Raw genomic sequence first — 13,590 nt, 5'->3', positions numbered from 1 at the left:
GCCGACCGGCGCGGGCCGAGCCCCGAGCACCGAGAACCGAGAACCGGCGGCGCCGACCGGCCACCGCCGCCGCCGCAGCAGCGCGACGACGGTGTCGGCCGACGCCGTCGGATCAGCGCTTCACCGGACCTCCCGCGGCACGCATCGACTTGGTGATCGTCTTCCACTTCTGCAGCCGGGCCTTGGCCACCCGGGCGTCCGAACGCGAGGCGATCCACTCGTTCTCGCGCTGGAGCTTGAGGTAACTGTCCATCCGGCGCTGCGGCAGGGTGCCGTCGGCCAGCGCCGCCCGCACCGCGCAGCCCGGCTCGGTGTGGTGGCCGCAGTCGTGGAAGCGGCATTCCTCGGCCAGCTCGGCTATGTCGGCGAAGGCCAGGTCCACGCCCTCGCCACCGTAGAGGCCGACCTCGCGCAGCCCGGGGGTGTCGATCAGCACGCCCCCGCCGGACAGCGGGATCAGCTCGCGGGTGGTCGTGGTGTGACGGCCCTTCTGGTCGACCTCGCGGGCCTCCTGGACCGTCATCACCTCGGCGCCGGCCAGCGCGTTGGTGAGCGTGGACTTGCCGACGCCGGACTGGCCGATCACCGCGGTGGTGCCGGGGGTGCAGGCACGCAGCACGTCCATGCCCTCCCCGGTCTCGGCGCTCACCACGAGCACCGTGACCCCGGGGGCGATCGCCTCGACGTCGGCCCGGATGAAGTCGGCGTCGTCCACCAGGTCCGCCTTGGTGAGGACGACCAGTGGTTCGGCGCCGGACTCCCAGGCGAGGGCGAGGAAGCGCTCGATCCGCCCGAGGTCCGGGTCGGTCGCGAGGGAGGAGGCGATCAGCACGGTGTCGACGTTGGCGGCCAGCACCTGGCCGTCGGAGCGCTTGCCGGCCACCTTGCGGATGATCGCGGTGGAGCGCGGCAGCAGCGCGGCGACGGCGGCCATCGGCTGGGCGTGGAGGTCCACGGCCGCCCAGTCGCCCGTGCACGGGCAGTTGATCATGTCGGCGTCCCCGACCGGCCGGGTGTCGAACCGGACGGTGCGCGGCTCGCCCGTCTCCGGGTCGGCGATCACGGCGTCGCACCGGCCGCGGTCGACCCGGACGATCCGGGCCGGGAGCAGCCCGGCCTCGCCGAGCGGGGCGAACAGCTCCGCGAGCTCGGACGTCCAGCCGTAGCCCGCCAGCCCGGAGCCGACGCCGGGGAGGGAAGAAGGGGTGAAGGAAGAAGGGGTGGAGAAAGACGGAACGGAGGCAGCGTCGAACAACGCAGTGGCCCTTCGGGAGGAGAAGGTCCCGGCGGGCTACGGCTGGCGCGAAAGGCTCAGCCGGCGGCCGGGAAGAGGAGGTGAACGCGCGTGCTGCCCTGGGCAGCTATCGGGGCGACAACGACCACGGGGGTTCACCTCCTGCTCTCTACTCCTCGGGCGACCCAATGGCCCCCGAACCGGACACGTCACACGCTAGCGAAGCGATCTCGTCCCGCCAACCCATTTTTGACCTGCGGAAATGCGCTCGGCCGATGGCCGGGCCCCCGCCCGGAGGGCACACCGGAGCAGCCCCGCCCGGAGGGCACCCCCGCCACGGCCGCACCCCCGCGCACGGGAGCTCATCCCCCGTAGCGGTGCTTGAGGTTCGGGTCGTCCAGCCACCACGGCCGCATCCCCGTCTCCTCCTCCTCCGGCCGCCCCGCCGCCCGCGCCTCCTCGGCCGCCGCCTCGAAGCGCGCGTCCAGCTCGGCGTCCACGGCCCGGTTCTCCTCCCGCCCCTGCACCACCATCCGCCGCACCAGCGCGGCCAGGAACGGCAGCCCGACCAGGTCCCCCAGCACCCAGAACGCGTTGCCGCCCCAGGTCTGGTCCTGCGCCAGGCTCGGCCCCCAGGGCCGCCCGAGCGCGACGTAGTGGTGCTCGGCGACCAGGTGGCCGCCGTAGATCAGCACGATCCCGAGCCCCGCGTCGAAGATCACCTCGGCGAAGGTGATGAACAGCCCGACCAGGTGCGGGTACTCGTGCCCGACCGGGTCGAGCTGCAGCCGCGGCCAGAAGTACGCGAGCCCGAGCAGCACCAGCGCCAGGTGCAGCAGCACGTTCCCGGCCGCGCTGGACACCGACTCCTCGTACCAGGGGGTGAAGTAGAGCAGCCACGGCGGCGCCATCAGCAGCGCGGTCGAAACGGCCGGGAACATCAGCACCTTGGACGGGCGGCTGCGCAGCGCCCGCAGGATCCGCTCCCGCCGGGCCGGCGGCGCGGCCCCGACCAGCAGCGAGACCGGCGCGCCGAGCGCGAGCAGCAGCGGGACGACCATCAGCAGCAGCACGACCTGAACGGCCCGGTCGGTGAAGAGGATCCGCTCGTACACCCCGAGGCCGGAGCAGGTGCACCAGATCCACAGCAGCAGCCCGCCGAGGAACGCGGCGGTGCGGGTGGGCTGCCACCGCTCGCCGCCGGAGCGGTGGACGGTGCGCACCGCGGCCAGGTACCAGCCGCCGAGCAGCACCGAGAGGGTGAGCACCAGCGGTTCGGCCGTCCAGGAGGTGGCCAGGTCGGACCACTGCCACGGGGGCGGGCCGTCGTAGGCGAGCACGGAGACCGCGCCGTCCACCGCGCCGTTCATCCGTCCGGTCACCTCGCTCGCACCCGTCGCCACCGGGGCGCCGGCGGTCCTCCGCGCCGTCGCCGTCGGGCGCCGCGGCGGACACCGTGGCGCCCGGCCATGATGTCGCCGCGCCACCGGCCGGGAGCACCCGGGGCCCACCTCTATACCCGGTGCTGAACAAAGCTTTACCGAGCCCCGGCAAAGCTTTGCCCAGGCAAAGTTCTGCCCTCGGAGCCCCCGGGTTCGCAACCGCGGCCGCGACACAAACGTCTGGCAGGATGCCCGTCGGCGATACCCGCCACGTGGGTGACAAGGGGACGACACGAGGTGCAAAGCACTGCACGCGGCGAGGGCCGCCGGCTGGCCGCGCGCCACCGCAACATCGAGCTGGGCCTGATGGCGCTCGCGGTGGCCGTCTGTCTCGCGGGACACATCGAGGCCGATCTGGCCCTGACCGGCAAGCTGCCGCCCGGACTGCTGGTGCACGCCCTCTCGCTGGGCGCGCTCGCCGGGGCGGCGCACCTGGCGGTGCGGCGGTTCGCCCCGTACGCGGACCCGCTGATCCTGCCGCTGGGCGTCTTCCTGACCGGCTTCGGGCTGGTGCTGCTGGACCGGCTGGACATCAGTTACAAGGCCGCGCACAGCGCCAAGGGCGACTACCAGAAGCTCCCGGCCGCGCCCTCCCAGCTGATGTGGGTGTTCCTCTCGGTGGCGGCGGCGATCGCGCTGATCGTGCTGGTCAAGCACCACCGCTTCTTCCAGCGCTACGTCTACCTGCTGATGGCGGGCGCGCTGATCCTGCTGGCCGCGCCGGTGGCCTCGCCCAGCGACAGCTTCGGAGCCAAGCGCTGGATCCGGCTGTTCGGGCTCTCCTTCGAACCGGACGAGTTCGTGAAGGTCGCGATCACGATCTTCTTCGCGGGCTACCTGATGGCCTCCCGGGACGCGCTCGCCCTGGCCGGCCGCAAGATCTGGGGGATGACCCTGCCGCGCGGCCGGCACGCCGGGCCGGTGCTGGCGATCTGGGTGGTCAGCCTGCTGGTGCTGATCTTCGAGCGCGACCTGGGCACCTCGCTGATCTTCTTCGGCGTCTTCATCGTGATGCTGTACGTGGCCACCGAGCGGACCAGTTGGGTGGTGCTCGGCCTGCTGATGGCGGTCGGCGGCGCGGCGGTGGTCGGCACCGTGGAGCCGCACGTGCACGGCCGCGTCGAGGCCTGGCTGCACCCGCTCGACTACTACAAGCCGGTGCACGACCAGGCGATCTCCGAGCAGCCCGCCGAGGCGCTGTTCAGCCTCGGCACCGGGCACCTGACCGGGACGGGTCTGGGCTCGGGCCGGCCCTGGCTGATCGGCTTCGCCGGGCGCAGCGACTTCATCTTCACCACCATCGGCGAGGAGCTGGGCCTGGCCGGGGTGACGGCCGTCCTGCTGGTCTACGTGCTGCTGATCCAGCGGGGTCTGCGCACCGCGGTCGGCCTGACCGACCCGTTCGGCAAGCTGCTGGCCACCGGCCTGTCGGCGGCGCTGGCGCTGCAGATCTTCGTGGTGGTCGGCGGGGTGAGCGGGCTGGTCCCGCTGACCGGCAAGGCGCTGCCGTTCCTGGCCGCGGGTGGTTCCTCGCTGCTGGCGAACTGGCTGATGGTCGCGCTGCTGATCAAGCTGAGCGACTCCTCCGGGCGCACCGCCCTGGAGCCGGCCCTGCCCTCCCCCGAGCCGCTCCCGGCCCGGGCCGCCCCGCCGGCGTCCGGCCCGACACCCGCGGGCCCGGCGTCCGCGGGCCCGACGCCGGCCGAGGCGCCCACGGACCCCGCTCCCGCCGCCCCGGGCAGCGCCGACCCCTCCGCCCCCACCGAGCTGCGCCCCGCGTACGGTCACGCCCCCGCGGCCCCGCAGCCCGCCGCCCCGCAGCACGGCCACACCCCTGCCGCCGCCCCGCACTACGGCTACCCCCCGAACCCGGCGACCGGCTGACCGTCCGACAGTCGGCAGGACCAGAGCCGGCAGGACGACGAACCACCTCGGGCGCAGACCGCCACGACGAGAACCGCCACGAAGAAACCGACAGGGCCTCCCCCGCACCAGCGGGAGAGGCCCTGTGCGTTCACCGCCCCCGGCTACCGCTGCTCCCACGGCGGCCGGGGCGGCCGCGGCGGGTAGCCGGGCACCTGCTGCCCCGGCGGCTCTGGCGGGCCCGGGGGCCCGAGCGGCCCGACCGGCCCCGGCGGCCCCGCGGGCGGCCCCGCGCGCTCCGGCGGCGGCCCGGTCGGCCGGTCGCTGTCCGGCGGCGGCGGAGCGGGCCGGTGGTGCGGCCCGCCGCGGGCCGTGAGCCGCCCGCGCAGGTTGTCGGCCGCCAGTACGTCCGCCCACCGCTCCGGGTACTCGGAGGGCACCTCGACGTCCTCGCCCTCGTCCTCGCCCCACTCCTCCTCGACGCCCTCGGCGAGCCCGAGTTCGCGGGCCCGCCGGGCCCGTTCGACGGCCCGTCGGGCGGCGACCTCGCGGACCACGGCGGCGGCCGCCTCCTCGTGCGCCCGCTCGTTCTCGGCCCTGGCGTCGGCGGTCTCCAGGGTGGGCCAGCGCCGGTCTATCGCGGCGTTCATGGCGGCGCCGATGAGCACCGCGAGGGCCACCACGAAGATCCACAGCAGCACGGCCACCGGCGCCGCCAGCGAGCCGTACACCGAGGGGCCCTCGACCGAGCTGACCAGGTAGAGCCGCAGGCCGACGCTGCAGAAGACCAGCACCACCAGGGCGACCAGGGCGCCGGGGATGTCCTCCCGCCACGGGGTCGAGACCGGGACGGCCAGGTGATAGAGGGTGGTCAGCGAGACGATCAGCAGCACGATCGCGACCGGCCAGTAGGCGGCGCCGACCAGCCCGGCGATGCCGGGCACCGCGTTCTCCACCAGCCCGGGCCCGGCCATCAGCAGCGGCAGCACCAGGGAGCCGATCACCAGGGCTCCGAGGTAGAGGCCGAGCGACATCAGCCGGGTCTTGACGATGCCCCGCTTGCCGTCGAGCCCGTACATGACGGTGATGGTGTCGATGAAGATGTAGAGGGCCCTGGAGCCGGACCACAGCGACAGCAGGAAGCCGATCGAGACGAGGTCGGGCCGGCTGTGGTCGAACACCTGGTTCAGCAGCGGGACCACGACCTCCTTGACGGAGGAGTCCGACAGGACCGTCCCGGAGGCTGAGACGATGTCGTGCTTGAGCCGGTCGATGGTGCCCGCGCCGAGGAACTTGTCGAGGTAGCCGAGGGTGCCGGCCAGGCCGAGCAGCAGTGGTGGGATCGACAGCAGGGTGAAGAACGCCGCCTCCGCGGCGAGGCCGGTGACCCGGTACTCGACGCAGGTGTTGGTGGTGTCCCTGATCAGCTCCCACGCCGTGCGGCGCCAGGCAGCCTGTTTGGCCGCGCGTCGGGCGCCCTTGCCCCGGCGCCGGGAGGGCCGCTCGGGGTTCGCTCTGCTCGTATCGCCTGCTGCTTGCACAGGGCTAACGGTATCGGGCCGGGGCTCGCCGGTTGATCTCCCCGGGGTGGGGAGGCGTGGCCGGACGCCCTGGCCGGGAGCGGCGGGAACCTCCGGGTGTCCCATATGACGAAACCTCAGCGTCCAGCATGCGGATGTTAGTGGACCGCGAGTCCCGCGCCGTGCGAATCTCTTGCCATGTCTAGCGCCGGAACCACCCTGGTAGGTCGACTCCACGTCGATCTCCTTCGCGTGTCCAGCGCCATCTGTCCGGTGATCTGAGCCCACCCCGCCGCACCACCGCACCCGGCGCCACCCCTTCCCGCCATCCCCGCCGCAGCGGATGTGCAGGCGCCCGCCACGGCCTCGGTCACTGTCTCCCGGCCCTGAGATAACCGCAGGTCAGAGCAGCACAGCACGGCTGAGCACGCCCCGCGACCCATCCGGCACCAGCGCCACCCGCCCCGAAGGACTTCACCATGGCCACCTCCCCCGAGACCGTCGAGCCCACGGCCGACAGCCCCGCCGCGCGCCGCCCCGCCGCGGCCCGCAAGGTGACCCGCCACCGCGGCGAGGGCCAGTGGGGCATGGGCCACCACACGCCGCTGAACGCCAACGAGCAGTTCAAGAAGGACGACGACGGTCTCAATGTGCGGACACGCATTGAGACGATCTACGCGCACCGCGGCTTCGACTCGATCGACCCCGCCGACCTGCGCGGCCGGATGCGCTGGTGGGGGCTCTACACCCAGCGCAAGGAGGGCATCGACGGCGGCAAGACCGCGATCCTGGACCCGCACGAGCTGGACGCCGAGTACTTCATGCTCCGCGTGCGCATCGACGGCGGCCGGCTGACCGTCCCCCAGCTGCGGGCCATCTCCGAGGTCTCCGAGCAGTACGCGCGCGGCACCGCCGACCTGACGGACCGTCAGAACATCCAGTACCACTGGATCCGGATCGAGGACGTCCCGGCGATCTGGCAGAAGCTGGAGGCCGTCGGCCTGTCCACCACCGAGGCGTGCGGCGACACCCCGCGGGTCATCCTCGGCTCCCCGGTGGCCGGCATCGCCGAGGACGAGATCATCGACGGAACCCCCGCCATCGAGGAGATCCAGCGCCGCTTCATCGGCAACAAGGACTTCTCCAACCTGCCGCGCAAGTTCAAGTCCGCGGTCTCCGGCTCCCCGCTGCTGGACGTCGCCCACGAGATCAACGACGTCGCCTTCGTCGGCGTGGTCCACCCCGAGCACGGGCCCGGCTTCGACCTGTGGGTCGGCGGCGGGCTGTCCACCAACCCGAAGCTCGGCGTGCGGCTGGGCGCCTGGGTCCCGCTGGACGAGGTCGCCGACGTCTACGGCGGCGTCATCGGCATCTTCCGCGACTACGGCTACCGCCGCCTGCGCAACCGCGCCCGGCTGAAGTTCCTGGTCGCCGACTGGGGCGTGGAGAAGTTCCGCCGGGTCCTGGAGGAGGAGTACCTGCGGTACCGGCTGGTCGACGGCCCCGCCCCCGCCGAGCCCGCCGCCCGCTGGCGCGACCACGTCGGCGTCCACCGGCAGAAGGACGGCCGCTTCTACATCGGCTTCGCGCCGCGCGTCGGCCGGGTCGACGGCAAGCTGCTCGGCGAGGTCGCCGACCTCGCCGCCGCCCACGGCAGCGACCGGCTGCGCACCACCGCCGAGCAGAAGATGCTGGTCCTCGACATCGCCGAGGAGCACGTCGAGTCGGTGGTGGCCGGCCTGGAGGCGCTCGACCTGCGGGTCACCCCGTCACCGTTCCGCAGGGGCACCATGGCCTGCACCGGCATCGAGTACTGCAAGCTCGCCATCGTCGAGACCAAGGAGCGCGGCCGCACGCTCATCGGCGAACTGGAGCAGCGCCTGCCGGAGTTCGCCGAGCCGCTGACCATCAACATCAACGGCTGCCCGAACGCCTGCGCCCGCATCCAGGTCGCCGACATCGGCCTCAAGGGCCAGCTGGTCACCGACGAGAACGGCGAGCAGGTCGAGGGCTACCAGGTGCACCTGGGCGGCGCGCTCGGCCTGGAGGCCGGCTTCGGCCGCAAGGTCCGCGGCCTCAAGGTCACCAGCGCCGGCCTGCCCGACTACGTCGAGCGCCTGCTGACCCGCTACCAGGCCGACCGCACCGAGGGCGAGCGCTTCGCCCAGTGGACGGCCCGGGCGACCGAGGAGCAGCTGTCGTGAGCGAGCGAGCGGCCCCCTTCTTCTGCCCCTACTGCGGGGACGAAGACCTGCGCCCGTCCGAGGCCGGGCACGGCGCCTGGGAGTGCCACGGCTGCCGCCGCGCCTTCCAGCTGAAGTTCCTCGGCCTGCTGTCACCGACCGACCACGGGGGTACGTCCGATGAGCAGCACCACGGCTGACCACGAGGCGGCGGCCGTCCGGGCCGGCCGCGAGCTGGAGGAGGCGACCCCGCAGGAGATCCTGCGCTGGGCCGCCGACACCTTCGGCAAGCGGTTCTGCGTCACCTCCTCCATGGAGGACGCGGTCGTCGCCCACCTCGCCTCCTCGGTGTTCCCCGGCGTGGACGTGGTGTTCCTGGACACCGGCTACCACTTCCCGGAGACCATCGGCACCCGGGACGCGGTGGCCGCGACCATGCCGGTCAACGTCATCACGCTCACCCCGCTGCTGACCGTGGCCGAGCAGGACGCCGAGCACGGGCCGCACCTGCACGACCGCGACCCGGACCTGTGCTGCTCGCTGCGCAAGGTCGAGCCGCTGAACCGCGGCCTCGGCGGGTACGACGCCTGGGCCACCGGGCTGCGCCGCGACGAGTCGCCGACCCGGGCGAACACCCCGGTGGTCTCCTGGGACCCCAAGCGCCGCAAGGTCAAGATCGCGCCGATCGCCCGGTGGACGCAGGAGGACGTGGACGCCTACGTCGCCGCCAACGGAGTGCTGCTCAACCCGCTGCTGTGGGAGGGCTACACCTCGATCGGCTGCTCGCCGCTGTCCTGCACCCGCAAGCCCGCCGAGGGCGAGGACGCCCGGGCCGGCCGCTGGTCCGGCTCCGGCAAGACCGAGTGCGGCATCCACCTCTGACCGCCCCGCCCCACCCCCGCCCCCACACGTGAGGAAGAACCCGTGACAGTTCACGCCCTGGTCGCCGACGGAGCCGCAGAGGCGGCCCCCGCGGCCGCCCCCTGCGAGCGCGGCGCCACCGTGTGGCTGACCGGGCTGCCGAGCGCCGGCAAGACCACGCTGGCCTTCGCGCTGGCCGAGCGGCTGCGCGCCGAGGGCCACAAGGTCGAGGTCCTGGACGGCGACGAGATCCGCGAGTTCCTGTCCAAGGGCCTCGGCTTCTCCCGCGAGGACCGGCACACCAACGTGACCCGGATCGGCTTCGTCGCCGAGAAGCTGGCCGCGAACGGCGTCAAGGTGCTCGCCCCGGTGATCGCCCCCTTCGCCGACTCCCGCGCCGCCGTGCGCGAGCGGCACGCCGCGGCGGGCACCGACTTCCTGGAGGTCCACGTCGCGACCCCGGTCGAGCTGTGCGCCGAACGCGACGTCAAGGGCCTGTACGCCCAGCAGGCGGCCGGCGAGATCTCCGGTCTCACCGGTGTGGACGACCCGTACGAGGCGCCGGAGAACCCGGAGCTGCGGATCCAGACCCAGGGCCGCGAGGTGGCCGACTCCGCCGCCGAGCTGCACGCCTTCCTGACCGAGAGGGGCCTCGCATGACCACCGCGACCGACAGCCCGGTCCGTACCGACGACCCCGAGCGGAACTCGGGGGGCCCCTTCGCGCTGTCCCACCTGGACGCGTTGGAGGCCGAGTCGGTGCACATCTTCCGCGAGGTCGCGGGGGAGTTCGAACGCCCGGTGATCCTGTTCTCCGGCGGCAAGGACTCCATCGTCATGCTGCACCTGGCGCTCAAGGCCTTCGCGCCCGCCGCCGTCCCCTTCTCGCTGCTGCACGTCGACACCGGCCACAACTTCCCCGAGGTGATCGCCTACCGCGACCGCGTCGTGGCCGAGCACAGCCTGCGCCTGCACGTCGCCCACGTCCAGGACTTCATCGACCGCGGCGTGCTGCGCGAGCGCCCCGACGGCACCCGCAACCCGCTGCAGACCGTCCCCCTGCTCGACGCCATCGAGAGCAACCGCTTCGACGCCGTCTTCGGCGGCGGCCGCCGCGACGAGGAGAAGGCCCGCGCCAAGGAACGCGTCTTCTCCCTGCGCGACGAGTTCGGCGCCTGGGACCCGCGCCGCCAGCGCCCCGAACTGTGGTCGCTGTACAACGGCCGGCACGCCGTCGGCGAGCACGTCCGCGTCTTCCCGCTCTCCAACTGGACCGAGCTGGACGTCTGGCAGTACATCGAGCGCGAGGGCATCGAGCTCCCGGAGATCTACTACGCCCACGAGCGCGACGTCTTCGCCCGCAGCGGCATGTGGCTGACCGCCGGCGAGTGGGGCGGCCCCAAGGACAGCGAACCCGTCGAGCGGCGCCTCGTCCGCTACCGCACCGTCGGCGACATGTCCTGCACCGGCGCCGTCGACTCCGACGCCACCACCATCTCGGCCGTGATCGCCGAGATCGCCGCCTCCCGCCTCACCGAGCGCGGCGCCACCCGCGCCGACGACAAGATGTCCGAGGCCGCGATGGAAGACCGCAAGCGCGAGGGGTACTTCTAACCATGACCAGCACCACCCAGGCCGGCACGACCCGGACCGGCACCGCCACCTCGCTCCTGCGCTTCGCCACCGCCGGCTCCGTGGACGACGGCAAGTCCACCCTGGTCGGCCGTCTCCTGCACGACTCCAAGTCGGTCCTCGCCGACCAGCTGGAGGCCGTCGAGCACGCCTCCCGCAAGCGCGGCCAGGAAGCACCCGACCTCGCGCTGCTCACCGACGGCCTGCGCGCCGAACGCGAGCAGGGCATCACCATCGACGTCGCCTACCGCTACTTCGCCACCCCCCGGCGGCGGTTCATCCTCGCCGACACCCCCGGCCACGTGCAGTACACCCGCAACATGGTCACCGGCGCCTCCACCGCCGAACTCGCCGTCGTCCTGGTCGACGCCCGCAACGGCGTGGTCGAGCAGACCCGCCGGCACGCCGCCGTCGCCGCCCTGCTGCGGGTGCCGCACGTCGTGCTGGCCGTCAACAAGATGGACCTCGTCGACTACGCCGAGCCCGTCTTCGCCGCCATCGCCTCCGAGTTCACCGCCTACGCCGCCTCGCTCGGCGTCACCGACGTGCTGGCCGTCCCGATCTCCGCCCTCGCCGGGGACAACGTCGTCGAACCCTCCGCCCACATGGACTGGTACGGCGGCCCGACCCTGCTGGAACACCTGGAGACCGTCCCGGTCGGCAGCGACCGCAGCGCCGAACCGGCCCGCTTCCCGGTCCAGTACGTCATCCGCCCGCAGACCGAGGAACACCCCGACTACCGCGGCTACGCCGGCCAACTGGCCTCCGGCGTGCTGCGCGTCGGCGACACCGTCACCGTCCTGCCCTCCGGCCACACCACCACCGTCGCCGGCATCGACGCACTCGGCCGCGAGACCGACCTCGCCTGGGCCCCCCAGTCCGTCACCGTCCGCCTCACCGACGACCTCGACATCTCCCGCGGCGACCTCATCGCCGCCGGCCCGGCCCCCGCGCCGACCAAGGACATCGAGGCCACCGTCAGCCACCTCAACGAGCGCCCGTTGCGCGCCGGCGACAAGGTGCTGCTCAAGCACACCACCCGCACCGTGCGCGCGCTCGTCAAGGAGATCTCCTACCGGATCGACATCGACACGCTCGAACAGCGCAGCGGCGCCGACGGACTGAACGTCAACGACATCGGCCACGTGGTGCTGCGCACCGCCGAGCCGCTGGCCCTCGACACCTACTCCGACAACCGCCGCACCGGCTCGTTCCTGCTGATCGACCCGGCCGACGGCACCACCCTCACCGCCGGCATGGCGGGCGAGGCCTTCGAGACCGTACGCACCACCGACGCTCCCGACGAGGAGGACTGGGTCTGATGCCCCGCGAGGCGTTCTCGGGCATGGACAAGGAAGGCGGCCGCATCGGCAGCGGCGTCCTCGGCAGCGGCCAGGGCGGCTTGACCCGATGTGCGGGCCGACAGGGCTGAGAACGCCCTGTCACCGGGCTGTCTTCCCCCCCACAGCCGCCCGGCTTGCCCCGGCACTCCGCTGCCGCGCGCACCACCTTCCGCACCATCCGCCCCGAGACCGCCTCCTGACGGTCCGTCCGCGAACAGGACTCACCATGGCACCGAACCCGGCCCCTTCGCACCGCCCGTCCTCGCATCCCCGCGTCCGCCCCAACGCCGGCCGGATCAGACGCACCGCCGCCGCGGCCGCCGCCGGCCTGACCGCCGTCGCCCTGCTGTCGGCCTGCAGCTACGGTTCCAAGGCGGACAAGTCCTCCGACGCCAAGGGCAGCGCCGCGGCCACCGCGGCGGACTCCGGCGCGAAGCTCTCCGCCGACTCGGTGAAGATCGGCTACTTCGCCAACCTGACCCACGGCACCCCGCTGGTCGGCCTCCAGGAGGGCTTCTTCCAGAAGGAGCTGGGCGGCACCCAGATCAAGACCCAGGTGTTCAACGCGGGCCCGGCCGAGATCGAGGCGCTCAACGCCGGCTCGATCGACATCGGCTGGATCGGCCCCTCCCCCGCGATCAACGGCTACACCAAGTCCGACGGCCAGTCGCTGAAGATCATCGGCGGTTCGGCCTCCGGCGGGGTCAAGCTGGTGGTCAACCCGGACAAGGTCTCCTCCCTGGACGACCTCAAGGGGAAGAAGATCGCCACCCCGCAGCTGGGCAACACCCAGGACGTGGCCCTGCTCAACTACCTCGCGGGCAAGGGCCTGAAGGTCGACGCGGCCTCCGGCGCGGGCGACGTCTCGGTGGTGCGCACCGACAACAAGGTCACCCCCGACGCCTACAAGTCCGGCTCCATCGACGGCGCCTGGGTGCCCGAGCCCACCGCCTCCAAGCTGGTCACGCTCGGCGCGAAGGTCCTGCTCAACGAGAAGGACGTCTGGCCGGACAAGAAGTTCGTGATCACCAACATCATCGTCTCGCAGAAGTTCCTCAAGGAACACCCGGACGTGGTGGAGGCCGTGCTGCGCGGCTCGGTGAAGACCAACGCCTTCATCAAGGCCAACTCCGACAAGGCCAAGGCCGACGCCAACGAGGCGATCAAGAAGGAAGCCGGCAACGCGCTGGAGCCCGCGGTCCTCGACCCGGCCTGGGCCGACATCGACTTCCTGGACGACCCGCTGGCGAACACCCTGCAGGCCGAGGCCGACCACGCCGTCACCGCCGGGCTCCTCAAGAAGCCCAACCTGAACGGCATCTACGACCTCACCCTGCTGAACAAGGTCCTCGCCGCCCAGGGCCAGGCCGCCGTGGCGGACGCCGGTCTCGGCGCCAAGTAGCGCCCACCGCAAGGCCGTTCGCCACCGACTCCGCGGTCCGGCCCCCGCCCGCCCGGTCGATCCCCGATCGATGCCCACCGGGACGGGCGGGGCCCGGGCCCCGGCTCGCAG

At 72.7% G+C, this 13,590-nt stretch carries 12 protein-coding genes; 9 read left to right on the top strand and 3 right to left on the bottom strand.

Annotated features, from left to right (window positions below):
- Nucleotides 1–112: 112 nt before the first annotated feature.
- Nucleotides 113–1,174 (bottom strand): ribosome small subunit-dependent GTPase A, encoded by a 1,062-nt coding sequence (gene rsgA, locus AB0Q99_RS30010; RefSeq protein WP_363576744.1) that lies wholly within the window; start codon nucleotides 1,172–1,174, stop codon nucleotides 113–115.
- A 422-nt stretch (nucleotides 1,175–1,596) separates the two neighbouring features.
- Nucleotides 1,597–2,616, bottom strand: a complete 1,020-nt coding sequence (locus tag AB0Q99_RS30005) for a cytochrome c oxidase assembly protein (protein WP_363576718.1) — start codon at nucleotides 2,614–2,616, stop codon at nucleotides 1,597–1,599.
- A 366-nt stretch (nucleotides 2,617–2,982) separates the two neighbouring features.
- Here AB0Q99_RS30005 and AB0Q99_RS30000 point away from each other — a divergent pair, with 366 nt between their 5' ends.
- The gene (locus tag AB0Q99_RS30000; RefSeq protein ID WP_363576743.1) at nucleotides 2,983–4,560 is read left to right on the top strand and encodes an FtsW/RodA/SpoVE family cell cycle protein; all 1,578 of its coding nucleotides are present in this window, start codon (nucleotides 2,983–2,985) and stop codon (nucleotides 4,558–4,560) included.
- Between the two features lie 143 nt (nucleotides 4,561–4,703).
- Here the strand turns inward: AB0Q99_RS30000 and AB0Q99_RS29995 are convergent, their stop codons facing one another.
- Entirely contained in the window at nucleotides 4,704–6,080 is a 1,377-nt protein-coding gene (locus tag AB0Q99_RS29995) for a YihY/virulence factor BrkB family protein (RefSeq protein WP_363576717.1), read from the bottom strand.
- A 177-nt stretch (nucleotides 6,081–6,257) separates the two neighbouring features.
- Between AB0Q99_RS29995 and AB0Q99_RS29990 the strand changes: the two genes are divergently transcribed.
- The 8 genes from AB0Q99_RS29990 (at nucleotide 6,258) to AB0Q99_RS29955 (ending at nucleotide 13,479) form a co-directional block, all read left to right on the top strand.
- Complete coding sequence (locus tag AB0Q99_RS29990) at nucleotides 6,258–6,341, top strand: putative leader peptide (protein WP_317621159.1); 84 nt, start codon at nucleotides 6,258–6,260, stop codon at nucleotides 6,339–6,341.
- A 197-nt stretch (nucleotides 6,342–6,538) separates the two neighbouring features.
- Complete coding sequence (locus AB0Q99_RS29985; RefSeq protein ID WP_363576716.1) at nucleotides 6,539–8,263, top strand: nitrite/sulfite reductase; 1,725 nt, start codon at nucleotides 6,539–6,541, stop codon at nucleotides 8,261–8,263.
- The gene (locus AB0Q99_RS29980; RefSeq protein WP_363576715.1) at nucleotides 8,260–8,442 is read left to right on the top strand and encodes a hypothetical protein; all 183 of its coding nucleotides are present in this window, start codon (nucleotides 8,260–8,262) and stop codon (nucleotides 8,440–8,442) included. The genes AB0Q99_RS29985 and AB0Q99_RS29980 overlap by 4 nt, the downstream gene beginning before the upstream one ends.
- Entirely contained in the window at nucleotides 8,423–9,124 is a 702-nt protein-coding gene (locus AB0Q99_RS29975; RefSeq protein ID WP_363576714.1) for a phosphoadenylyl-sulfate reductase, read from the top strand. The genes AB0Q99_RS29980 and AB0Q99_RS29975 overlap by 20 nt, the downstream gene beginning before the upstream one ends.
- Nucleotides 9,125–9,181: 57 nt before the next feature.
- Entirely contained in the window at nucleotides 9,182–9,763 is a 582-nt protein-coding gene (cysC, locus tag AB0Q99_RS29970; RefSeq protein WP_363576742.1) for an adenylyl-sulfate kinase, read from the top strand.
- Complete coding sequence (gene cysD / locus AB0Q99_RS29965) at nucleotides 9,760–10,716, top strand: sulfate adenylyltransferase subunit CysD (RefSeq protein ID WP_363576713.1); 957 nt, start codon at nucleotides 9,760–9,762, stop codon at nucleotides 10,714–10,716. The genes cysC and cysD overlap by 4 nt, the downstream gene beginning before the upstream one ends.
- A gap of 2 nt (nucleotides 10,717–10,718) precedes the next feature.
- Nucleotides 10,719–12,056, top strand: a complete 1,338-nt coding sequence (locus AB0Q99_RS29960) for a GTP-binding protein (protein ID WP_363576712.1) — start codon at nucleotides 10,719–10,721, stop codon at nucleotides 12,054–12,056.
- A gap of 247 nt (nucleotides 12,057–12,303) precedes the next feature.
- The gene (locus AB0Q99_RS29955) at nucleotides 12,304–13,479 is read left to right on the top strand and encodes an aliphatic sulfonate ABC transporter substrate-binding protein (RefSeq protein WP_363576711.1); all 1,176 of its coding nucleotides are present in this window, start codon (nucleotides 12,304–12,306) and stop codon (nucleotides 13,477–13,479) included.
- The last annotated feature ends 111 nt before the right edge of the window (nucleotides 13,480–13,590 follow it).

It is taken from the genome of Kitasatospora sp. NPDC086791 (genome assembly GCF_040685975.1).
Taxonomy (GTDB): Bacteria; Actinomycetota; Actinomycetes; order Streptomycetales; family Streptomycetaceae; genus Kitasatospora.
Note: the sequence above shows the minus strand (reverse complement) of the source record. Positions and strands in the feature narration are given on the sequence as shown.